Source organism: Microbacterium sp. Y-01, from assembly GCF_003856715.1.
Taxonomy (GTDB): Bacteria; Actinomycetota; Actinomycetes; order Actinomycetales; family Microbacteriaceae; genus Microbacterium; species Microbacterium algeriense.
The window spans coordinates 3,575,080-3,597,052 of the sequence record NZ_CP024170.1 but is presented as its reverse complement, the minus strand read 5'-3'; the positions used below and the strand labels follow the sequence as shown (position 1 = coordinate 3,597,052).

Below are 21,973 nucleotides of genomic sequence, written 5' to 3'. Positions count from 1 at the left end.
GAACCATGAGAATCACCCCACGTACGCGCAGGGCCACGCTCGCCGCTCTCGGCGCGCTCACGGTCGGTGCCATGCTCGCCGCCTGCGGCTCCGGCACGCCGGGCGAATCGGCGGACGGCGGCGGCGGAGAGGATGGCGTCACGACCGTCCAGTTCTGGCATCGCAGCTTCACGCCGGTCGAGAACGAGTGGTACGCCGACATCGTGAAGAAGTTCAACGCGTCGCAGGACGAGATCAAAGTCGTCGACACCGAGGTTCCCGCCGATGCCTGGGACCAGAAGATGAAGGCCGCGCAGGCCGCAGGCAAGGCGCCTGACCTCTACACGAGTTCCGCGAACCTCTACGATCTCGTGAACGCCGGGCAGGTGCACGAGCTCGACTCGATCGTCCCGAAGGAAGCTCTCGACGAGATCCTCGACACAGCCACCTCCATTTCGGCGATCGACGGCACCTATTACGCCTATCCGCTGCTTCTCGAGCCGCAGACCGTGTTGTTCTGGAACACCGACATGCTCGATGCGGCGGGCGTCGACTCCTCGGCCGCACCCGAGACCTGGGACGACCTCCTCGCCGCCTGCGCGAAGATCCAGCCCACCCTCGCCGACGGCCAGTACTGCATCTCCCCGGCGCAGGATGCCGTGACGATGGCCTGGTCGACGGTCGGACAGCAGTACAACTTCGCGGGTCACCTCGCGCTCACCGACGACTGGACGGCCCCCGATATCGACAACGACGGCTATCGGGACCTCATGGCGCAGTACAAGGAGCTGTGGGACAAGGGCTACATGCCCAAGCAGCCGCTCTCCGCATATGTCGGGGGCGAGGACTTCGGCCAGCAGAAGGTCGCCTTCAAGGTGTCCGGCTCGTGGATGATGTCCGAGATCGGCTCCGACTACGCCGACCTGCTCGCCAAGACCGGCGTGGGCGCCTTCCCGAGCTCGTCCGACGCCGACGGCCGCACCGCCACGACGATGGGCAACTTCACGTGGGTCGTCGACGCGAAGAGCAAGGCTCCGGAGGCCGCAGGCAAGTTCCTGTCCTGGGCGATCGCGGGTGACCCCGAGAATCTCGTGCCCTTCTTCGTCGACACGCAGTTCACCAAGGTCCCCGTGCGCCAGGCGGTGCAGGATGCGGTCGCGGAGAGCGAGGAGGCGGCGAACGCGCCGTGGTCGAGCATCATCGTCGACGACATCGCTCCGGACGCCATCCCCGGATCCACCTACCCGTGGGACGTCAACCTCGCCGTCGGCACCGCGATGGAGTCGGTGATGAAGGGATCGGCATCCGCGGATGACGCGATCAAGACCGCGAGCGCTGCGATCCAGACGGTGATCGAGCGCGATGGTCTGCCGGAGAAGGCGCCGAAGAACTGACACCGCTCGCTGTCCGGGGGCCGGCGCTCCCGGTCCCCGGACGGCTACGCATCCGACATCACGACGAGGTGGATATGGCCACTCAGGCTGTTCAAGAACGCCGAGCGATCCGGCAGAGGAAGAACCGCTACCGCTATCGGGACAACAAGACCGCGTACTGGTTCCTGCTGCCGTTGGTGGTACTGCTGGGGATCTTCGTGATCTGGCCCGCGATCTACGCCGGATTCCTCTCGTTCCAGGATTGGAGCTTCTACAAGGATCCGGAGTTCGTCGGGCTGCGCAACTACCAGAGCGTCCTCAAGGACCCGCTCTTCCTCGCCACGATCGGTCGCGGCTTCCTGTTCGTGCTGATGACCGTCCCAGTGATGCTGGTCCTGGCGTTCCTGTTCGGCAGCCTCGTCGTGAGCGTGTCGCGCCGGGCCGCGAGCTTCCTCAAGGTCAGCATCTACGTGCCGACCATCATCTCCGCCGTGATCGCGTCGATCATCTTCGTGCTGATCTACAACTACTCGGGCGGCCTCCTGAACGCCTTCCTCGGTGTGTTCGGGATCGATCCGATCGCCTGGATCGGCGACCCGAAATGGGCCCTCCTGGCCATCGCGGTCCCCGCCATCTGGCTCGGCATGGGCCTGACCTCCCTGATCATGGTCGCAGCCATGGTCGACATCCCGGCGGAGTACTACGAGGCTGCGGCGATGGAGGGTGCCAACTGGTGGCAGAAGACCGCCTACATCACCATCCCCCAGATGAAGAACGTGGTGCTCTACCTGCTCATCACCGGCTTCGTCGCAGCGATCCAGCAATTCGAGCTGCCCCTGGTGATGACTCAGGGCGGGCCGCTCGATTCGACCACCCTGCCGAACCTCTTCATCTTCAACCACTTCCGCAACGACGTGAACGTCGGATACTCGATCGCTGCGGCCCTGCTGCTGTTCGTGGTGCTGGGAACGATCTCCGCGCTCGTGTTCAAGTTCGTCAACTCCGAGAGGCTGGTGGACTGACATGGCCGTCATGCAGGAGACCACACGCATCGTCCTCGCCGGCAAGGAGCCGCGCTCGACGCGGCGCCCGCGCAGCACCGGCGGATGGCTCGTCGTCGTCGGAAAGGTGATTCTGAGCGCGGTGTTCATCATCGCCTCGCTCTTCCCCCTGGCCTGGATGGTGATCGCCGGCTTCAAGTCGAAGACCGAGGTCGTCGAGACGCCGTTCCAGTTCTTCCCCGAGGTGTGGCTCTGGCAGAACTACGCGCAGATCCTCGCCGATCCCACGTTCCTTCAGACCCTGGTGTGGACGTTCTTCGGCGCCGTGCTGTTCACCGTCGGAAGCCTCGCGGTGAACTCCCTCGCCGCCTACGCCTTCGCGAGACTAGACTTCCGCTTCAAGGGGACGATCTGGGCCATCGTGATCACCACGATGTTCATCCCGGGCATGACGATCCTGCTCACCAGCTTCATCGTCGTCACTCGGCTGTCGATGCTCGACACTCTGGCGGTGCTCGTCATCCCGGGGCTCGCGAGCGCGGCCATGGTGTTCTTCATCCGCCAGTTCTACCTCAACATCCCGAAGAGCCTCGAAGAGGCGGCGATGCTCGACGGCTGTGGGCGGTGGGGCATCTTCGTGCGCATCTTCCTGCCGCTGTCCAAACCGCCGTTCGTCGTGATGGGGATCACCGCGTTCCTCGCGTACTGGAATTCGTACGTGTGGCCGATCCTGACGATCACATCGCCGGAGCGGTTCGTGCTGCAGCAGTACCTGGCCACCTTCCGCTCCGAGCGCAGCACCGAGCTGGGGCTGCTGATGGCCGGATCCGTGCTCGCCGCGGCGCCGGTGATCATCCTGTTCCTCATCTTCCAGCGTCAGATCATCGGGAACATCAAAATGGCAGGTCTCAAGTAGCACCACCGAGCGTTATCGAGAGGAGGGGTCGATGGAGACCCAGAACACGCAGGGACCACGGGTCAGCCGCCGAGGCGTGCTGCAGGGCGCGGTGGCGGTGGGAGCGGCGTTCTTCGCCTCGACCGTGATGCCCAGTCCTGCCGCCGCGGCGGGGCTGACCGTCTCGCGGATCAAGGTGCTCGCCGGCACACAGAGCCCGGTGCAGTACGGCATCGGGGCGACCGACCTCGGCATCCCTGTGCGGACGCCCGACGGTCGGATGCTCTTCATGTTCGGCGATACCTGGGCCGACGGCGTCGGCGGCACGAATTGGCGCTCACCCGTCGCCCTGTACTCCTCGACGACGAATCTCGCCGCCGGCGTCACGTTCAACGGGTGCGCGGGAGCGGGTGGGAACACGCAGGGCACCGCCCCGCAGCTCTGGTACTACCCGCACGACGCCTACTTCACGACGGTCATCCCCTCGGACGTGATCACGATCGGCACGCGGATGTACCTGCACGCCATCGTGAACGGACCGCAGTTCGGCGCCGTGCGCTGGACCGAGCTGTGGAAGTCCGACGACAACGGTGCGACCTGGCAGCACACCGGGCTGCAGTTCCCCGCCGATATGGCCGGCGGGAAGTTCCAGTGCATCACCTGGGGTGAGGGCAACGACGGCTACGTCTACATCTACGGGACAGGCTTCCAGCGCGACAAGGGCATCGTGCTCTACCGGGTGCCGTCGAACAACATGACGACCCTCTCGGCGTATCAGCCGTGGGGTTTCGCGAACGGATCGTGGGGCTGGGGCAAACCTGTGACCGAGGTGCTCTCCGGGCAGTTCGGCGAGATGTGCTTGCGCCCGCTCGGCGGCAGGTGGATCCTCACCTGGTTCAACTCGGGGGCGTATCGGATCGACGCCATGGTCCTGAACACTCCGACCGACAACCTGTACACCGCCACGAAGACAACGCTGCTGCACGGCACCGAGTGGAACACGGAGGACGCTTCGCACGTCGCGCAGCTCTACGGCGGCTACATCATCCCCGGGTCCACCCTGTCGGACCTGCATCTCAGCGTGAGCCAGTGGAACACGGGGAACAATAGCGTCTACCACTCGGAGCAGTTCCGGGTGCAGGGGCTGGTCTGACTCCCGGATCAGCGCATCCAGGAGATGGAAAGCAACCCTTCTTAGCGTGATCTCAGGGAACGACCCTGGTCCGCGCCGAGCGCGCGGGTGTCCTGCCACGAAGGAAGAACTCCTCATGACGAACACCAAAGCCTCCTCTCCCGCCGCTTCGCTGGGACTCCTCGTCCTGCGCGTCGTCATCGGCGCCATCTTCGCCGCACACGGTGCGCAGAAGATCTTCGAGTTCACGATCCCCGGAACCATCGGCAGTTTCGCCGGCATGGGAGTGCCGTTCGCGGAGATCGCGGCTCCCGTGGTCGCCTTCCTCGAACTCGTCGGCGGAATCCTGCTGATCCTCGGCTTCCTCACGCGCCCCGTCGGCATCCTGCTCGCAATCGACATGGCGGTCGCGCTTCTCCTGGTGCATCTGCCGGCCGGGCTGTGGGTGAGCGAGGGCGGTTACGAGTTCGTCGCAGTGCTCGGCGTCTCGGCGCTCGCACTCGCACTCACCGGCGCGGGTCGCTTCTCGATCGACGGCGCGCTGCTGCGCGGGCGAGCGCCCGCATGGATCGCCTGATCCGCAGCGCGACGGCCCGTCGATCTCGGGATCTCAGCCCTGCGGCTCCCGCGGGGGTGTCGCCCCGATGTCGGGAACCGGAGCTGCTCCTAGGTGCACCTCCAGGTCGTCAGCCGTCGGCGTCTTCGGACGCCGCGCGGTCGGCCGGTCGAGGTAGAACAGTGCGGTGGAGGCGATGTCATCGCGGAGCGGAAGGTAACGCCAGCCACTGCGCCAGCCGAGCGCTTGGATGTCGACCCTCGGGATGCCGGTCGCGAAGTGGATCGGGTCGAGGAGATGCCACCGGTACATTCCGAACCGCTGCTGCGAGACGTAGAGTCCGTCGGGTCTGATCACCTGCGGCATCCCGAGATAGGGCGTCGAGAACTGGGTGTACCCCTGACCGGGGATGTCGAAGTTCCAGGCGCCGCCGAAGTAGTCCTCCGTGCCGGTGCCGCAGATCGTCGGGTAGTCGGTGTCGTCGTCGAGATAGAACTTGATCTCGCCCTCGCCCCACCAGCCGTTGGAGTTCACGCCCCAGGCGATGTAGGTGCCGACGTACTGCCCCTGCCCTTCGATGCCCTCCAGGATCACGTGCGGGGTGAGCTCTTCGAGCGGGTTCGACCGCCGCCACTGCGCGTGGAAGTAGGCATCGTTCGAGTGGTCGCCACCGATCTCGTAGGTGATCTGGTAGTACACGCGCACGTCGACGGTCGAGGTGTTCTCGAGGGTCAGACGCGCACCGTCGCGGAACGGCATCGGCCAGTAGGAGTTGAACCCGCCGTGCGGATTGGCGGCGATCGTCTGCGAGTTCACCTGAGCGAACACGCCCCACCCGTTGCAGAAGAAGTCGCCGTACGGCACCTCTACGGCGGGTTCGTCCGACCCGTCCCAGTAGGCGCGCAGCAGGAGAGTGCGCCAGTTGTCGGTGTGCGTCGTGATCCAGATGTGCGTGATCTTGGCGGCGCCCGCGATGTTCGCGAGTTCGAGGGTTTCCCCGGCCTTCACATCGACGCTGGGAGAGATCTTCCAGCCGGGGCCGAGGTCACGAGCGTTCGCGGCGCCCGTTCCCTCGGTCGCCCGGCCGCCGCCCCCAGCGGAACCGTCGAAGTTCTCCGGTGAGATGGATCGGGTCTGGACCGGTCGCAGCGCCGCGAGGGATGCCAGATCAGAGGGTGCAGAAGTCATGGGCGCCAATGTAATCGATTTCAGAACGGAACACCAGAGAACCGATTCCTGCGCGATACTGTTGCTTCACGTCCGGCTCGGCTGGACAGGCAGTGAGGGTGCATGGCAACGATCTACGACGTCGCGGAGCTCGCGGGCGTCTCTCCCGCTACGGTATCGCGCGTGTTCAACGGCACGAGTGTGTCCGAGGAGAAGGTCGCCGCCGTGCGTGAAGCCGCAGCGAAGCTGAACTTCACGCCCAATCGGACCGCTCGAACCCTGCGCCGCCAGAGCTCCGAGGTCATCGCCCTCGTCATCCCGGACATCGAGAATCCGTACTTCACCGAAATGGCCCGCGGCGTCGAGGACGTCGCCTCCGAAGCCGGCTACTCGGTGGTGCTCTGCAATTCTGACGCGCAGCTCGAGAAGGAGGCGACGTATCTCCGCATAGCGATAGCCGAGCACATGTCCGGCATCATCATCGCGACCGCAGACGAGCAGTCCAACCTCGACGGCATCCTCGCTACCGGGCGACCTGTCGTGGCCGTCGATCGCAGCACCACGTACGACATCGACGGCGTCGTGATGGCCAATCGGGCGGCCGGCACGTCGGCGACGCGGGATCTGATCGAGGCGGGCTACCGACGCATCGCCTACATCGGAGGTCCGGAGCACATCGACACCGCGGCAGAGCGTGCCGCCGGCTGGCGTGCAGCGCTGGCATCCGCGTACCCCGACCTCGATCTCGACGAACTGGCGCGTTTCGCCACCTTCCGCGTGGACGGAGGCCGCGCCGCCATGGAAGATCTCCTCGCCCTCCCCGACCCGCCGGATGCGGTGGTCGCGGGCAACAACCTCATCGGTGTGGGCGCCATCCAGGTGCTGACCGAGCACGGACTCACCCCTCCCGAGGTCGGTGTCGCCGTCATCGGTTCGCTGCCGTTCACCACTCTGTCGCCGAGTGCCGTCACTGTGGTCCGTCTGCCCGCGCGCCACATGGGCGTGACGGCGGCGCGGATGCTGCTCGAGCGCATCAAGGGCGATCGCCAGCCTGCACGCACCGTTGTGCTCCGCAACGAGGTGCAACCCGCGACTCCGCGAAGCTGAGCGACCTCAGCGAGATCCCCAGAAGCGCGTCGCCAGATTGGCGACCTCCTTGTCGAGGTCTTCGAGGCGGCGATCGATCGTGCCGAGTCGCGCGTCGAGTTTCGCGTCCATGCCCGCCATCTTCGCGTCCATCGCGTCGAACTTCGCCTCGAACTTCGCGTCCATGCTCTCGAACCGCGCGTCCATGCTCTCGAACTTCGCGTCCATGCTCTCGAACTTCGCCTCGAACTTCTCGTCCAGACCCTCGAACCGTGCGGACAGTTCGCCACGGAGAGAGGTGATCATTCGGTCGTTCTGACGGATGAGCAACGTGAGCGAACCCAGCATGAAGGCGGTGAAGACACCGATCAGCGTCCAGATCTGCGGTTCATTCATCTGCATGACTCCATCCTGCGAGCGAAAGCCCAGATTGTCACGGTATTCCGGTCCCTGAGCGGTGGGGTCCCGCGAGCGGTGGAGACCGAGTATCGGGGGCGAAATGTGGAGGAAGGGTCGGCCTGCTTGCGACGTGAAATCGATTTCGCGTACAGTGGCCACAGGTTTCAGATTCTGTGCTCGGGTTTCAAGGAGGACTCCATGCGCTGCACCCTCGGGGTCGACGTCGGCACATCCAGCACCAAGGGTGTGCTGGTGACGGCCGACGGCACCATCATCGCCACGGCGACCCGAGCGCACGAGGTCAGTCGCCCGCGCACGGGATGGGTGGAGATGGACGGCGACCTGTGGTGGGACGAGTTCGTGGCCATCGCGGCCGAACTGCTCCACGCCGTACCGGAGGCCGAGGTCGCGGGCGTCGGCGTCAGCGGCATGGGGCCGTGCATCCTCCTCGCCGACGAGGAGGATCGACCGGTGCGCCCGGCCATCCTCTACGGCGTCGATACCCGTTCGACCGCGCAGATCGATCGCCTGACAGCTGAGCTCGGCGCCGACGAGATCACTCGTATCGGCGGCTCGGCCCTCACCTCGCAGGCCGGCGGGCCCAAGATCGTCTGGATCGCCGACGAAGAGCCCGACGTGTCGGCGCGAGCGTTGCGGCTGTTCATGCCGGCTTCCTGGCTCACCAGGAAGCTCACCGGCGCCTACGTCCTCGATCACCAGTCCGCGAGCCAGGTCTCTCCGCTCTACGACATCGAGGGCGGGGTCTGGCACGATCCGTGGTGGCAGCGATATGCGGGCGGCATCGAGCAGCCCCGGTTGCAGTGGGCGGGAGAGGTCGCGGGCGAGGTCACCGCAGCGGCGGCATCGGCCACCGGCATCCCCGTGGGGACGCCCGTCATCACCGGAACGATCGACGCCTGGACCGAGGCAGTGAGTGTCGGGGCCCACGAGATCGGCGATCTGATGCTCATGTACGGGACGACGATGTTCCTCGTCGCGACCGGCGAGACCACGCTGCGGACCCCCTCGATGTGGACCACTGCCGGGGCCTTCGAGGGAACCCGCAACCTCGCCGGCGGGCTTTCGACCTCCGGAGCGCTGACCGGGTGGCTTCGGGGCCTGAGCGGGGCCGATTATCCCGCCTTGCTCGCCGAGGCGGAGGATTCGGGGCCCGGCGCGCGAGGCCTCTTGATGCTCCCGTACCTCGCCGGGGAGCGCACGCCGATCCAGGACCCCGATGCTCGAGGGGTGATCGCGGGTCTCACGCTCCAGCACAACCGCGGCGACCTCTACCGAGCGGCCCTCGAAGCGACGGCCCTGGGAGTGCGGCACAACGTCGACACCATGCGGGCGGCGGGTGCCGACATCCGTCGGATCGTCGCGGTCGGCGGAGGTACACAGGGACAGCTGTGGTTGCAGATCGTCTCCGATGCGACCGGTCTGGTGCAGGAGGTGCCCGAGACGACGATCGGTGCGAGCTACGGCGCGGCCTTCCTCGCAGCGACCGCGACCGCCGCCCCCGATTCGGTGCCGAGCATCACCGACTGGAATCCGATCGCGCACACGATCCGTCCGGACGAGACGCTGGGCCCTCTCTACGACACCCTCTTCGACCGCTATGTCCGCCTGTACGAGGCATCGAAAGAGGTCGTGCACGAACTGGCCGCTGCGCAGCGCGGGGGCTCCGCGTGACCCCCCGTCGGCGAGCGCCTGGCATCCCGCACACCTCCCAGGCCACAGCGTTCCCCTTGGGTGGCATCGGCACCGGCAACGTGTCGATCGGCGCTCGAGGCGAACTGCGCGACTGGGAGTTCGAGAACCTGCCGGACAAGGGGCGTCGCAACCCGCACTCGTTCTTCGCAATCCATGCCGCGCCCGAAGGAGGCACCGCGGTCACGCGGGTGCTCGAGGCGCGGCTCACCGGTCGACACGATGCCGACGCCGGCTACGCGTTCGACCAGCTCGCCGGGCTCCCGCGCCTCGACGCCGCGTCACTGCACGGAGAGTACCCCGTCGTCGACGTCGACTTCACGGACCGGGTCCTTCCCGTGGAGGTGTCGCTGCACGCCTTCACGCCGCTGGTACCGCTCGATGCCGACGCCTCAGGCATCCCGGCCGCCGTGCTGCGCTACCGCGTGACCAATCCCGCCTCAGCACCCGTGAGGGTGACGATCGTCGGCAGCGTTTCGCACACCGCGGGCCGGGGGACGCCGGGGCCGGACGCCCCGTGGGGGATGCGCGCGACGCAGACCGTGCGCTGGCGCGACGACGGCGACGTGCGCGGACTCGATTTCGGCATCGATCTGCCCGAGGGTGATCCCGGCTACGGCACACTCAGTCTCACCACGACGGATGCCGAGACCACGGCCAAGCCGCAGTGGGTCACCAGCTACTGGCCCGACGGTGCGCGGCTGTTCTGGAATGACCTCACCGACGATGGACTCCTGTCGGCCGAGGAGCGCCTCACGCTCGAGGACCGCCCGCGCGGGCTGTTCGCGGAACTCGACGCCGATCCGGAAGCAGCACCTCTCAGCGAGGACGAGATGCTCGCCAAGCTGCCGCGATTGCGCACCGGCTCACTCGGCATCGTGCACGCGCTCGCCCCGGGGGAGAGCCGCGATTTCGAGTTCGTGCTGTCCTGGAGCTTCCCCAACCGGCGACGCGGTTGGGCAGGGCACATCGTCCTTGCGGACCCGCACATCGACGAGACCGTGCAGAACCACTACGCGACCCTCTGGGCGGACGCATGGGCCGCGGGCCGCCATCTCCATGCCAATCTCCCGCAGCTCGAAGAGGCGACCGAAGCCTTCGTCGAGGCGCTGTACGGCAGCAGCCTCGATCCTGTGCTGACCGATGCCATCGGAGCCAACATCGCCGCTGCGCGTTCCACCACCGGTTTCGTCCTGGCCTCCCCGCGGTCCGAACTCGGCCGAGGACCGGTGTTCGCCGCCTGGGAGGGGTCCTTCGATCACGCCGGCTCCTGCGAGGGAACCTGCACCCACGTGTGGTCATACGCGCAGACACTCGCCTGGCTGTTCCCCTCACTCGAACGCAGCGCCCGCCGGGTGGAGTATCTGCTCGAGACCGACGAGACGGGGGTGCAGAAGTTCCGCGGCAATCGGGTCTTCGGCGGACCCTCCTGGTTCATGGGGCCCGCTGTCGACGGACAGCTCGGCACACTGCTGCGCCTGCACAGGGAGTGGCGCTTCAGCGGAGACGACGCTTTCCTGCGTGAGCTGTGGCCGGCCGCGTCCCGCACGCTGGACTACGCGATCCGCGAGTGGGATCGCGACGGCGACGGGCTGTTGGACGGCGAGATGCACAACACCTACGACATCGAGTTCCACGGCTCGGAACCGCTTGCCAACGGGGTCTACCTCGCGGCGCTGCGGGCAGGGGCGCGGATGGCTGTGCACCTGGGCGAGCACGAGCGCGGCGAGGCGTGGTCCGAGAGAGCCGATCACGTGGCCGCGGCGATGGATGAGACGCTGTGGAACGGGGAGTACTACCGGCAGGTGATCGACGACCCGGACGCGCATCGATACCAGTACGGCGACGGTGTGCTGTCCGACCAGCTGCTCGGACAGTTCCACGCGTTCGTGAACGGGCTCGGACACATCCTCCCCGCCGATCGCGTCGACTCCGCGCTCGCCGCGATCGTGGCGCACAACCACCGAGACGATCTGTCCGACCACGAGAGCACGCAGCGGGTCTACGCGCTGAACGACGAGGGCGGACTGCTGCTCGCCTCGTGGCCGCGCGGCGGGCGGCCGGCCATCCCGTTCGTGTACTCGGATGAGGTGTGGACCGGCGTCGAGCATCAGGTCGCCGCGTCGCTTCTGTTCGCCGGGCGCGTCAATGACGCCCTTCGCGTCGAGCGCTCGCTGCGCCGCCGTTACGACGGAACCCACCGCAGCCCGTGGAACGAGATCGAGTGCGGCAACCACTACGCGCGGTCGCTGGCCTCCTGGGCGCTGCTGCTCGGCGCCGGCGGCGTGCAGTGGGATGCGCCGAGCGGAGTGCTGTCCTTCGCGCCGGCGACCGATGGTCCCTTCCGCAGCCTGTTCACCACCGGCACGGGGTGGGGGCGCGTGGAGATCGACGAGCGCACCCTGACCATCCACCTCGACGGTGGCGCACTCGACCTCGTCGAACTGCACCTGCGCGGCGAGACCGTCGGCCGCGACATCCGACTCCGAGCGGGCGAGTCACACCGCTCCCCACTCACTTCGACCCCAACCCCGGAGGCACCATGAACACCTACACCCTGCCGACCCCGGCATCCCGCCCCACCGCCGCGCCGAAGACGGCGTATCTGATCACGTCCGGCGACCTGCGCGAGTCGGCGAACGTGGCGGGGTGGCCGACCCAGGTCGAGCTGGAGACCGGCGTCAGCGGAGTGCTGAACGCCCTCGGCTGGGAGGTCATCCGTCCCTTCGGCGTCGACCCCGAGACCGGGCACGGCTTCATCTCGAGCCAGCGCATGGGCCTCGAGGTCTTCCGGAACATCCCGGTCGATGCGCCGCTGGTGGTCGCCATCGCGAACTGGCAGTACTCGCACCACGTGCTCGCGGGCCTGCGCACGCACGAGGGTCCGATCCTCACGGTCGCGAACTTCGCGGGCGACTGGCCGGGACTCGTGGGCCTGCTCGGCCTCAACGCCGGTCTGACGAAGATGGACAAGCCGTATGCGACGATCTGGTCGGTCGACTTCACCGACGACTGGTTCCGCGACGGCATCCGCGAGTGGACCGAGACCGGCTCCATCACCCACGACGCCTCGCATGTGCGTCCGCTCCCCGCGCTGCCGGACAGCCCGGAGAAGCAGCTCGGGGAGGCGCTCGCCGCGGAGCTGAAGTCGGAGAAGGCCATCATCGGCGTCTTCGACGAAGGCTGCATGGGGATGTACAACGCCATCTTCGACGACGAGCTCCTGAACGAGACCGGCATCTACAAGGAGCGCCTGTCGCAGTCGGCCCTCTACGCCGAGATGCTGAACGTGACCGAGGAGGAGGCCGACGCCGCATACGACTGGCTCGTCGAGCGGGGGATGACGTTCCAGTACGGGGAGGACGCGGCGACGGAGCTCACCCGCGAGCAGGTGCAGTGGCAGCTGAAGATGTACATCGCCGCGCTCCGCATCGCCGACGACTTCGGCCTCGACGCGGTCGGCATCCAGTACCAGCAGGGTCTGAAGGACCTGGTGCCCGCGTCGGACCTGGCCGAGGGCATCCTCAACTCCACCGAGCGCCCGCCCGTCACCTCGCGCGACGGCTCCCGCGTGCTGCACGAGGGGCGGGCCTTCCCGCACTTCAACGAGGCCGACGAGGGCGTCGCGGTGGACGCGCTGGTCACCGACCGGGTGTGGCGTGCGATGGGCCTCGTGCCCGACAACACACTGCACGACGTGCGCTGGGGTGAGGACCACGACGGGCAGTTCGTCTGGGTGTACGAGATCTCCGGCTCGGTGCCGGCCTCGCACCTCGGCGGCTGGCAGAACGCGGAGGGCTGGCGGCAGGGTCATGTGTTCTTCCCCGCGGGCGGCGCCACGATCAACGGTGTGTCCAAGCCCGGAGAGGTCGTGCTCTCGCGCGTGTTCATCGCCGAGGGCGTCCTGCAGGCCGATATCTTCCGGGCGTCGGTGGTGGAGCTGCCCGCGGAGGAGACGCAGCGCCGCAAGGATGCCACGAACCCGGAATGGCCGATCGCGCACGTGGTGCTGCACGGCATCTCTCGCGATCAGTTCATGGCGCGGCACAAGGCGAACCACGCGCAGCTCGTCTACGCGCCCGACGCCGAGACCGCGGACAAGGCCCTGATCGCGAAGGCCGCGATGTTCGACGGCATGGGGATCAAGGTCAACCTCGTGGGCGACGTCGCGGTCTGATCGGTCGCAGAACGTTACTGCGAGCGCCAGAACCGTGTCGCGAGGTTGGTGAGCTCCTTGTCGAGGTCTTCGACCTTCGCTTCGATCCTTCCGAGACGCGCATCCACGCCGTCGATGCGGGCGGAGAGGGTGCCGTCGAGACCATCCATCCGCGCGGACAGGCTGCCGTCGATGCGGTCCATCCGCGCGGACAGGGTGCCGTCGATGCGGTCCATGCGCGCCGACAGGGTGCCGTCGATGCGGTCGACCTCGGTGCGGATGATGCGGCTGAGCTGTGTGGTCATCAAGGTCATGCCGCCGAGCATCACGGCGGCGAACACTCCGATCAGCGTCCATACCTGTGGGTCGTTCAAGCGCATGCCTCCAGTGTGAGTCCGGAAGCCAAGGTTGTCACGGTATTCCGGTGCTGGAGCGGGGTCGAGTCAGTGGCTGTGCACAGCACATCAAAGCTGCAATTTGTGCAGAGACGGTGCGGAATCGGTCAGGTGGGGCGGAGGCCGCTGGGCGGACCGCTGAGTGCGCGGAGGGCGTAGAGGATCGTCGCGAGGTCCACGAGCTCCTGCACCAGCGCACCCACGACAGCGGGGATGACACCGGTCATGGCGACGACCATGAGCCCGACGCTCAGCCCGATGCCGATCCAGATCGCGGCGAGCGCCACCCGCCGCGTGTGCCGTCCGATCGAGACGGCATCGACGACCTTGGCGAGCGAGTCGACGAGGATCACCACATCGGCGGCGTCGCCCGCCGCCGTCGCGCCCTTCGCGCCCATGGCGATGCCGATGTCGGCCGCAGCCAGGACCGGAGCGTCGTTCACACCGTCGCCCACCATCAGCACCGGCCGCGGCTCCAATTCGGAGGCGAGTCGCACCTTCTCGGGTGGGAGGAGTTCGGCGTGCACCTCGTCGATGCCGAGGTGGTGGCCGACGGATTCCGCCGTCGACTGCACGTCGCCGGTGAGCATGACGATGCGGTCGACCTCGTGCAGGCGCAGCCAGGAGACCACGGCGGCCGCCTCCGGACGGGCGGCGTCGGCGAGCACGAGGACGCCGGCGAAGCGTCCATCCACCGCCACATAGGCGGCCGCCTCGCCGACGCCGAGCTCGGCGCGCACGGTGTCGGGCGCGAGGGAGGCGACGTACGCCGGCTTGCCCACCACGACCGAGCGCCCTCCGATCGTCGCTGCCACGCCGTTCGTCGCGGTCTCGCTCGCCTCCTCCGCCGCATGGAGCACGAGTCCTCGCGCCTCGGCGGCACGGCGGATGCCGTCGGCCAGGACGTGGGAGGAGTACTGCTCCGCCGATGCGGACAGCTGCAGGATCTCGTCCGCATCGAACCCGGCCGTCGGGCGGACGTCCACGAGCTCCGGACGCCCCTGCGTGAGGGTCCCCGTCTTGTCGAAGGCGGCGGATCGCACGCGTGCGATCTGCTCGATCACGGCACCGCTCTTCATGATGACGCCGGACTTCGCGGCACGGGAGAGTCCGCCGAGGAAGGCCACGGGGGCGGCGATCAGCAGCGGGCAGGGCGTCGCGAGCACCAGCACCTCGGCGAAGCGGGTCGCGTCGCCGGAGATCGCCCACGCGGTGCCGGCGAGCACGAGGGAGACGGCGGTGAACGGGATGGCGAACCGGTCGGCGAGCCGGACGATCGGCGCGTGCGAGGACTCGGCGGAGTGGACGAGCGCGACGATCTGCTGATACTGACTGTCGGCACCCGTCCGCAGCGCCCTGATGCGGATGGCGCGGCTGCCGTTGATCGCGCCCGACAGCACCTCGCCGCCGGCCTCGCGCGTGACCGGCATGCTCTCGCCCGTCAGCGAGGACTCGTCGAACGTCCCGCTCTCGGTCAGGAGGATCCCGTCCACGGGGACGATCTCCGACGGACGGACCAGCAGCACGTCTCCCACGGCCACGTCATCCACCGGGGCGTCGTGCGCCTCGTCCGAATCCACCGCCTCGGGCTGCGTCAGGACGTGGGCGATGCGGGGCGAGCGGTCGAGCAGCGCGGAGAGATCGCGCTTCGCCCTGCGGCCGGCGAAGTCCTCCAGCGCCTCCCCGCCCGACAGCATGAGCACGATGATCAGCGCGGCGATGTACTCCCCGACCGCGAGCGTCGCGACCATCGCCACCACGGCGAGGATGTCGAGGCCGACGTGCCCGCGCAGCACGTCCCGCACCATGCCGATCAGCGTCCAGACGACGACGCCGGCGACGTAGACGGTGGCGATCCACCGGCCGAGGACCTCCTGGTCGGCCGCGTGCAGGGCGCCCACCGCCACGAAGACGATGACCGTGAGCGTGATCACGGGATACCGCCAGAGGAGTCGGAATGCGCGCATGCGTCCAGCATCGCCGGAATGCGCCGTGTGCGCCAGGTGCGCTCCTCCCTCTCTTCCGACCGCTTCACTTAAGCGATATAGTCGCCGCAGGTCACGCCGCCGTGGCCTGTTCTGGACACCGACGCCGAAGGAGACGATCTGTCATGACTCAGCCGAACACCGGGATCCACCGCCTGCGCCGAGCTGCCGCCGCCGCAGCCGCGCTGACGCTCGCGGCGGCTGGCGCCCTCACGGGGACCGCTGCCGCCAGTGCCCAGACGGAGGAGGGGGAGCCGAAGCTGGCCGTCTACGTCGAGGTCAACTCGAACGATTTAGCGAACGTTGCGGATTACACGCTCGCGGAGTCCGGCCGGCCCGCCGTCGACCTGGCGATGATCTTCGCCGCCAACATCAACTACGACGGACAGAAGGCGTACCTGTACTTCAATGAGCGCGTGACGCAGACGCTGCAGGACGCGGAGAACCAGATCCGCCCGGTCCAGGCCGGCGGCACCAAGGTCCTGCTGTCCGTGCTCGGCAACCATCAGGGCGCGGGGTTCGCGAACTTTACGTCCTTCGCTCAAGCGGATGCCTTCGCTGCCCAGCTCGCCGACGCGGTGACGACCTACGGTCTGGACGGCATCGACTTCGACGACGAGTGGACGGACTACGGCGCGAACGGCACGCCGCAGCCCAACTCCGAGTCCTTCGGATGGCTCGTCACCGCCCTGCGTGATCGCCTCGGCCCGGACAAGATCATCAGCCTGTACGCGATCGGTCCGTCCTACACCACGACCGACTTCAGCCGGTTCGACGTCGCGAGCGCGATCGACTACGCCTGGAACCCCTACTATCCGACCTACGATGCGCCCACCGTGCCCGGCCTCGACGACCGTGCGCGCCTCGGCGCAGCGGCGATCGACCTCGCCAACACGAGCGCCTCGACCGCGGCCGACTTCGCCCGGCGCACCGTGGCCGACGGCTACGGCGTCTACGTCGCGTACAACCTCACCGCGACCGACCAGTCCGCGTACCTCTCCGGCATCACCCAGGCGCTGAAGGGCGAGGCGACGCAGTACCGGGCGGCTCCGACGAACTGAGTCAGCCCAGGTCGAAGAGCTCCACCTGACGGAGCGTGACCTCGGTCGCCGCCCGCACGCGGACGGCCGAGGTCACGACCCGCGAGTGCAGCGCGAACGGTGTCGTGCGATCGGGCGGCAGCTCCTCCGTGTGCGTCGTCGGAACGGGCAGCCACCGTCCGTCGGCGCCTTCGATCTCCCAGCGCAGAGCGCTCGAGCCGACCGAGCGCACCGCCGTGACCGCGAGGTCGGTGAGTCCGCGGGGCTCCGCAAACCGCCAGCCCACCCACTCGCCTCGTGACACGCGGACCCCGTCGTCCCCGTCCGGGTCGCCGTCGTCGACCAGCCGACCGACGTGGCGCACGGCGGGAGAGGCGATGACGTGGCCGTCTCCGCGTGTGAGGTCGGAGTGCCAGGGCTCCACCGTCCCGGTCGCGCCCCCGGTCTTCAATGCCAGGGCCGGATCCGTCCCGAAGACGAGCTCCAGCACCGCGTGCTTCTTCAGCGCATCGATCGGAAGGTCGGCGGTGGGCAGCGGTGCGTCGTTCAGTCGCGCCTCCTGCAGGATGTGCGCGTGCGGGGTGCTGCGCCGCGAACGGATCCGCAGCGACGAGCCGTCCCCGCGGTCCACGCAGACGTCGTCGAACAGCGGCGACCCGATCCGCAGCCTCCCCGAGGCCAGTTCCAGAGGATAGAGCCCGAGCGCGGCCCACAGCCACCACGCGCTCATCTCGCCGTTGTCCTCGTCTCCGGGGAACCCCTGGCCGATGTGCGCCCCGGCGAACAGGCGCCCGGCGAGCTCGTGCACGATGCCCGCCGCGCGCCACGGACGATCGCTGAACGCATACATGAACGGGATGTGATGCGCCGGCTGGTTCGAGATCGCGCACATCCCGGAGCGCAGGGCGCGCGCCTCACGCTGCTCGTGGATGACGGTGCCGTACGCGCCGCCGAATCGCTCGTCGGCCGTCTCCGGCTCGGCGAACAGGGCGTCCAGGTGGCGGCCGAGACCCTCGGGGCCACCGTGGAGATCGGCGAGCCCGACGCCGTCGTGCACCGGGCTGACCGACATCCCCCAGGCGTTGGTCTCCACGTTGTCGCCGCCCCACACCCGCGGATCGAAGTCCGCGTCCCTGCCGCCTGTCGCATCACGGCCGCGGAAGAACCCGGAGGCGGGGTCGTACAGCTGGCGATACGAGCGGGACCGGTTCGCGAAGTAGCGGGCGAAGGCCCGGTAGCGGGCGGTGGCGGATCCGGAGGCGGGGGCGTCGGCGAGCAGGCGGGCGAAGCGGGCGAGAGCGGCATCGCTCACCGCGTTCTCGAGACTCCAGCTCATGCCCTCCGGCACCTCCGAGGAGATGTATCCCGTGAAGCGCCCGCGGGCGATGCCCTTGCGGCCTCTCCGGGCGTCCGGTCCCGGCTCGCAGGCGTTGCGCCAGCCGCTCTCGAAGGCGGCCACCCGGTCGAAGGCGACCCCCCACCGGGCAGCGTCGGCGAAGATCTGGTCGCTCGACGTGCCGACCATGCTGTCGACGTACCCCGGAGCGCTCCACCGGGCCATCCATCCGCCCCGGCAGGACTGTGCGAGCTGCCCGTCGAGCAGCCGCCCCGCGAGGACGGGATCGAGCAGGGCGAGGGCCGGCCACTCCGTGCGGTAGGTGTCCCAGTAGCCGTTGTTCACCACCAGGTCGCCCTCGGCGACGGGCGCGCTCGTGGCCTGTTCGCCGAAGGGTTCCCGTGGGGCGAAGACGTCGGCGAACCGCCGCATCGGCGCCTCTGCGGTCCCGGCGTTCTCGGCGGCGGTGTTCGGATACAGATGCATGCGATGCAGCGCGGCAGCGATCCGGGAACGGCTCTCCTGGTCGGCGAGCGCTCGGAAGGGGGCGGCTGCGGCCGGGAGCGGAGGGATCGTGATGCGACCGAGCAGACGGTCCCACGCCGCTGCGGCCTCGTCGCGCAGCTGCTCGTACGACATCGAGACGGGCACCTCGAGGTCGAGGCTCCGCCGCGCCTGCTCGACCGACAAGAACGACACGGCGATGCGCACCTCGAGCGCACCGCGCCCGGACACGAACCCGGCGACACGGCCCCGACCGTCGTCGTCGAGCATGGCCTGCGCCCGGCGATCGCCGGACACGGACGGCGTCACCCTCCCCGCGAAGTAGCACCGGGGCGCGTTGCCCCACTCCTCCTGCCCCTCCGGGATCCAGCCCTCGACCTCGCCGGTTCCGCTGAGGATGAGGCGCCCCTCATCCGTGAGCTGGTCGATCACGAAGCCGACCACCGCCTCCGGGTCGTCGGCGCGCACGCGGAAGGCCGCGGCATGCGAGGTCGCGGTCAGCTCGGCGTGCAGACCCCCGTCGAGCTCGACCGCGTACTCGTGCGGTCGAGCACGCTCCGACCCCGCGCGGATCCAGCGTCGTCGCGCGGTGCGGTTCGACGTCGCTGCCCCGCGGAAGGGCATGAGCTGAAGGACGGAACGGTCTCCGATCCAGGGGCTCGGCTGATGCGAGAACTGCAGCGCCTCCAGACGGCGTCCCTGCGGATCGTCGTGCACGAAGGGGCGGTACGGCCAGCGCGCGTCCGCGGCATCCGTGGCCGGGGTGAGGAACGTGAAACCGTGCGGCACCGCCACCGCCGGGATCGTGTTGCCGCGTGAGAAACGGGGTCCGGAGTGGCTGCCGCGTCGGGTGTCCACCCGCTCGACGGGCGGGATGGCCGCGGGCGCGGGGCACTCCTCGACGAGGACCTGCACGTACCCGGTCGCACGGGCGGGGACTCCGGATGCTGCGGCGAGGGATGCGGTGCCGAGCACGAGCTCGACGGCTCCGCGACGGTCGGGGCCCAGCGGTGCGAGCGACACGGTGTCCGCGTTCCACTGCTCGGGGAACGACCACCGGGCGGCGAACTGCGCTTCGGCGTCGATCGGGAAGTCGTAGCGGTCGCGGACGGCGGCGTGATCGCTCAGTCGCGTGCCGTCGGAGAGCCGCACGTCGACCGCCACGGCGAGTGCGGCATGTGGGGCGCGCGTCGCCGCTGGTCCGTCGGCGTAGAAGGCCCAGTGCACCACTGTCTCGCTCGTGACGACGATGTCCGCCAACTCCGGGACGACCACCCGCTGCTCGCCGAGGCCGGGGTCGAACGCGAAGGCGAAGACGGGTCCGGCGAGCACGCCGGCGCGCGGACGGGACGACGGGGGATCCGCTGGTCCGTCCGCCGGGGCGAGGTGCGCGGCGGTCACCCCTTGATCGCCCCCTCCTGCACGCCCTTGAAGAAGAAGCGCTGCGTGAAGGAGAACATGATCACGATCGGCACGAGGGCGATCATCGTGCCGGCGGCGATGAGTCGCGGATCGACGGAAAAGCTGCTGTTGAGGTACGCCATGCCCACGGTCAGCGTATACTTCGCGGGGTCGGAGAGCACGATCAGCGGCCACAGGTAGTCGTCCCACGCGCCGATGAAGGCGAAGATCGCGACCACCGACACCATGCCTCGGATGTTCGGCCACACGATGTGCCGGATGCGCTGCCACGTCGTCGCGCCGTCCACGGTGGCGGCATCCAGCACGTCCTTGGGGATCATCCGGCACGCCGTCGCGATCAGCAGCACGTTCATCGCGCTGATGGCGCCGGGGAGGAACACGCCCCACAGGGTGTCGGCCAGTCCGAGCGACCGGATCGTGAGGAAGTTGCTCGTGACCGTGACCTCGCCGGGGAACAGCAGGGTCGACAGCAGGATCCCCATCACGATCCACTTGCCGCGGAAGCGCATGCACCCGAGCGCGTAACCGGCGAACGTGGCCAGGACCACGTTGCTGATCACGGTGCCGACCGAGACGAGCAGCGAGTGCCACGCGTAGAGGTACACGGGGACGATGTCGGCGACGCGAGCGTAGTTCTGCAGGGTCGGCTCACGGGGGATGAGCTCGGGCGGGAAGGAGTAGATGTTCTCCTGGGGGCCCTTGAACGACGTCGACAGCTGCCAGATGAACGGGCCGATCACGAGGAACAGGACGAGGACCAGGAGGGCGTAGCGGCCGATCAGTCCGCCGAGGGTCGGCTTGCTGAAATCGCCGGACCCGCGGCGGCGGAAGATCCGTTCGCGCGCGGGCGACGCGGGCCGCTCCTCGGCGGGGCGGGCGTCGTCGTCGGTTCGAGGCGGGGTGATGGTGCTCATGCGGGAGCCTTCGCCTTCTTCTCGCGATTCATGAAGGCGATCGCGGCGAGCGGGATGAGGGTGAGGAGGAACAGCGCCACGCTGATCGCGGACGCGTATCCGATGTTGCCGTTCAGGCCGGAGCCGACCTGGCGGATCAGCATCACGAGCGACATGTCGTAGCCGCCCGGGCCTCCCGTGCTCTTGGACAGCACGTCGAGCTCGGCGAACACGCGCATGGCGGACACGGCGATGAGCACGGAGATGAGGAGCATCGCCCCGCGGACCGAGGGGATCGTGACGGACAGGAAGCGGCGGAAGGAGCCGGCGCCGTCGAGCATGGCCGCCTCGTGCAGCTCCTTGCCCACGTTCCCGAGCGCCGCCAGGTACACGACCATGTAGTACCCGAGACCCTTCCACACGGTGAGCAGGATCGCGCAGCCCAGCAGCAGCCAGCGGTCGACGAGGAACGCCATCGGCTGGTCGATCAGTCCCAGGAACTCGAGCGTCTGGTTGATGATGCCGCGGCTGTCGAACAGCCAGGTCCAGATGAGGGCGACCACGACGACCGAGGCGATCACGGGGAAGTAGAACGTCGTGCGGAAGAACGAGATGCCCGGCAGCTTCTTCTGCACCAGGAGGGCCAGCAGCAGCGGCAGGATCGTCAGCAGCGGGACGCACACGACGACGTAGATGAGGCAGGTCGTGAGCGCGTTCCAGAACATCTCATCGCCGAACATGCGCTCGTAGTTGGCGCCGCCGACGAATCCGGGCGTGCGCAGCGGACGAGCGTCGGTGAAGCTCAGGAAGACCGTGTTGAGGAACGGCCAGAGCGCGAACACCAGCACCCAGACGACGGCGGGGGCGATGAGCACCCACGGGGTGAACCACTTGTGCGATCTCATGGTGGTCCGTCTGCTCCGGATGCCGGTGTTCGCGCTCAT

General features: G+C 68.2%; 17 protein-coding genes. 10 read left to right on the top strand and 7 right to left on the bottom strand.

The window, feature by feature from the left end; all coding sequences use genetic code 11:
- Positions 1–5 precede the first annotated feature (5 nt).
- The 5 genes from CSX12_RS17265 (at position 6) to CSX12_RS17245 (ending at position 4,957) form a co-directional block, all read left to right on the top strand.
- Positions 6–1,373: an extracellular solute-binding protein gene (locus CSX12_RS17265; RefSeq protein ID WP_017203493.1), complete on the top strand. Its 1,368-nt coding sequence runs from the start codon at positions 6–8 to the stop codon at positions 1,371–1,373.
- A gap of 74 nt (positions 1,374–1,447) precedes the next feature.
- Positions 1,448–2,374 carry a sugar ABC transporter permease gene (locus tag CSX12_RS17260; protein WP_017203492.1) on the top strand — a complete coding sequence of 309 codons (927 nt, stop codon included), beginning with the start codon at positions 1,448–1,450 and terminating at the stop codon, positions 2,372–2,374.
- A gap of 1 nt (position 2,375) precedes the next feature.
- Positions 2,376–3,269 (top strand): carbohydrate ABC transporter permease, encoded by an 894-nt coding sequence (locus CSX12_RS17255; RefSeq protein WP_124896607.1) that lies wholly within the window; start codon positions 2,376–2,378, stop codon positions 3,267–3,269.
- Between the two features lie 31 nt (positions 3,270–3,300).
- Positions 3,301–4,401, top strand: a complete 1,101-nt coding sequence (locus CSX12_RS17250; RefSeq protein ID WP_124896606.1) for a DUF4185 domain-containing protein — start codon at positions 3,301–3,303, stop codon at positions 4,399–4,401.
- A gap of 115 nt (positions 4,402–4,516) precedes the next feature.
- Entirely contained in the window at positions 4,517–4,957 is a 441-nt protein-coding gene (locus tag CSX12_RS17245; RefSeq protein WP_017203489.1) for a DoxX family protein, read from the top strand.
- 33 nt (positions 4,958–4,990) lie between these two features.
- Here the strand turns inward: CSX12_RS17245 and CSX12_RS17240 are convergent, their stop codons facing one another.
- Positions 4,991–6,124, bottom strand: coding sequence for a glycoside hydrolase family 172 protein (locus tag CSX12_RS17240; protein ID WP_124896605.1), 1,134 nt, complete (start codon positions 6,122–6,124; stop codon positions 4,991–4,993).
- Between the two features lie 102 nt (positions 6,125–6,226).
- Here CSX12_RS17240 and CSX12_RS17235 point away from each other — a divergent pair, with 102 nt between their 5' ends.
- The gene (locus CSX12_RS17235; RefSeq protein WP_124896604.1) at positions 6,227–7,210 is read left to right on the top strand and encodes a LacI family DNA-binding transcriptional regulator; all 984 of its coding nucleotides are present in this window, start codon (positions 6,227–6,229) and stop codon (positions 7,208–7,210) included.
- 6 nt (positions 7,211–7,216) lie between these two features.
- On the opposite strand, the gene CSX12_RS17230 is transcribed toward CSX12_RS17235, so the two are convergent.
- Positions 7,217–7,591, bottom strand: a complete 375-nt coding sequence (locus CSX12_RS17230) for a hypothetical protein (protein WP_124896603.1) — start codon at positions 7,589–7,591, stop codon at positions 7,217–7,219.
- Positions 7,592–7,786: 195 nt separating this feature from the next.
- Between CSX12_RS17230 and CSX12_RS17225 the strand changes: the two genes are divergently transcribed.
- From CSX12_RS17225 to CSX12_RS17215, 3 genes are read left to right on the top strand one after another with little or no spacing between them, the layout of a single operon-like run.
- Complete coding sequence (locus tag CSX12_RS17225) at positions 7,787–9,280, top strand: FGGY family carbohydrate kinase (RefSeq protein ID WP_124896602.1); 1,494 nt, start codon at positions 7,787–7,789, stop codon at positions 9,278–9,280.
- Complete coding sequence (locus CSX12_RS17220; protein WP_124896601.1) at positions 9,277–11,844, top strand: GH116 family glycosyl-hydrolase; 2,568 nt, start codon at positions 9,277–9,279, stop codon at positions 11,842–11,844. The genes CSX12_RS17225 and CSX12_RS17220 overlap by 4 nt, the downstream gene beginning before the upstream one ends.
- On the top strand, positions 11,841–13,475 hold the full coding sequence (locus CSX12_RS17215) for a fucose isomerase (protein ID WP_124896600.1): 1,635 nt from the start codon (positions 11,841–11,843) through the stop codon (positions 13,473–13,475). Before CSX12_RS17220 ends, CSX12_RS17215 begins: the two co-directional genes overlap by 4 nt.
- 14 nt (positions 13,476–13,489) lie before the next feature.
- Here the strand turns inward: CSX12_RS17215 and CSX12_RS17210 are convergent, their stop codons facing one another.
- On the bottom strand, positions 13,490–13,834 hold the full coding sequence (locus CSX12_RS17210; protein ID WP_124896599.1) for a hypothetical protein: 345 nt from the start codon (positions 13,832–13,834) through the stop codon (positions 13,490–13,492).
- Positions 13,835–13,956: 122 nt separating this feature from the next.
- Complete coding sequence (locus tag CSX12_RS17205; protein ID WP_124896598.1) at positions 13,957–15,816, bottom strand: heavy metal translocating P-type ATPase; 1,860 nt, start codon at positions 15,814–15,816, stop codon at positions 13,957–13,959.
- A 143-nt stretch (positions 15,817–15,959) separates the two neighbouring features.
- Here CSX12_RS17205 and CSX12_RS17200 point away from each other — a divergent pair, with 143 nt between their 5' ends.
- Positions 15,960–16,895, top strand: coding sequence for an endo-beta-N-acetylglucosaminidase H (locus CSX12_RS17200; protein WP_164479597.1), 936 nt, complete (start codon positions 15,960–15,962; stop codon positions 16,893–16,895).
- Between the two features lies 1 nt (position 16,896).
- Here the strand turns inward: CSX12_RS17200 and CSX12_RS17195 are convergent, their stop codons facing one another.
- The 3 genes from CSX12_RS17195 to CSX12_RS17185 are packed head-to-tail and all read right to left on the bottom strand — an operon-like array spanning position 16,897 to position 21,973.
- Positions 16,897–20,115, bottom strand: a complete 3,219-nt coding sequence (locus CSX12_RS17195; RefSeq protein WP_124896597.1) for a GH92 family glycosyl hydrolase — start codon at positions 20,113–20,115, stop codon at positions 16,897–16,899.
- On the bottom strand, positions 20,112–21,050 hold the full coding sequence (locus CSX12_RS17190; protein WP_017203478.1) for a carbohydrate ABC transporter permease: 939 nt from the start codon (positions 21,048–21,050) through the stop codon (positions 20,112–20,114). Before CSX12_RS17190 ends, CSX12_RS17195 begins: the two co-directional genes overlap by 4 nt.
- On the bottom strand, positions 21,047–21,973 hold the full coding sequence (locus CSX12_RS17185) for a sugar ABC transporter permease (RefSeq protein WP_017203477.1): 927 nt from the start codon (positions 21,971–21,973) through the stop codon (positions 21,047–21,049). The genes CSX12_RS17190 and CSX12_RS17185 overlap by 4 nt, the downstream gene beginning before the upstream one ends.

Bases quoted from the DNA above. Each gene is read 5' to 3' on its own strand.
- CSX12_RS17240 (WP_124896605.1), bottom strand. From the start codon at position 6,124: ATGACTTCTGCACCCTCTGATCTGGCATCCCTCGCGGCGCTGCGACCG.
- CSX12_RS17215 (WP_124896600.1), top strand. From the start codon at position 11,841: ATGAACACCTACACCCTGCCGACCCCGGCATCCCGCCCCACCGCCGCG.
- CSX12_RS17185 (WP_017203477.1), bottom strand. From the start codon at position 21,973: ATGAGCGCGAACACCGGCATCCGGAGCAGACGGACCACCATGAGATCG.
- CSX12_RS17225 (WP_124896602.1), top strand. From the start codon at position 7,787: ATGCGCTGCACCCTCGGGGTCGACGTCGGCACATCCAGCACCAAGGGT.
- CSX12_RS17265 (WP_017203493.1), top strand. From the start codon at position 6: ATGAGAATCACCCCACGTACGCGCAGGGCCACGCTCGCCGCTCTCGGC.
- CSX12_RS17230 (WP_124896603.1), bottom strand. From the start codon at position 7,591: ATGCAGATGAATGAACCGCAGATCTGGACGCTGATCGGTGTCTTCACC.
- CSX12_RS17205 (WP_124896598.1), bottom strand. From the start codon at position 15,816: ATGCGCGCATTCCGACTCCTCTGGCGGTATCCCGTGATCACGCTCACG.
- CSX12_RS17250 (WP_124896606.1), top strand. From the start codon at position 3,301: ATGGAGACCCAGAACACGCAGGGACCACGGGTCAGCCGCCGAGGCGTG.
- CSX12_RS17210 (WP_124896599.1), bottom strand. From the start codon at position 13,834: ATGCGCTTGAACGACCCACAGGTATGGACGCTGATCGGAGTGTTCGCC.
- CSX12_RS17260 (WP_017203492.1), top strand. From the start codon at position 1,448: ATGGCCACTCAGGCTGTTCAAGAACGCCGAGCGATCCGGCAGAGGAAG.
- CSX12_RS17200 (WP_164479597.1), top strand. From the start codon at position 15,960: ATGACTCAGCCGAACACCGGGATCCACCGCCTGCGCCGAGCTGCCGCC.
- CSX12_RS17255 (WP_124896607.1), top strand. From the start codon at position 2,376: ATGGCCGTCATGCAGGAGACCACACGCATCGTCCTCGCCGGCAAGGAG.
- CSX12_RS17190 (WP_017203478.1), bottom strand. From the start codon at position 21,050: ATGAGCACCATCACCCCGCCTCGAACCGACGACGACGCCCGCCCCGCC.
- CSX12_RS17235 (WP_124896604.1), top strand. From the start codon at position 6,227: ATGGCAACGATCTACGACGTCGCGGAGCTCGCGGGCGTCTCTCCCGCT.
- CSX12_RS17245 (WP_017203489.1), top strand. From the start codon at position 4,517: ATGACGAACACCAAAGCCTCCTCTCCCGCCGCTTCGCTGGGACTCCTC.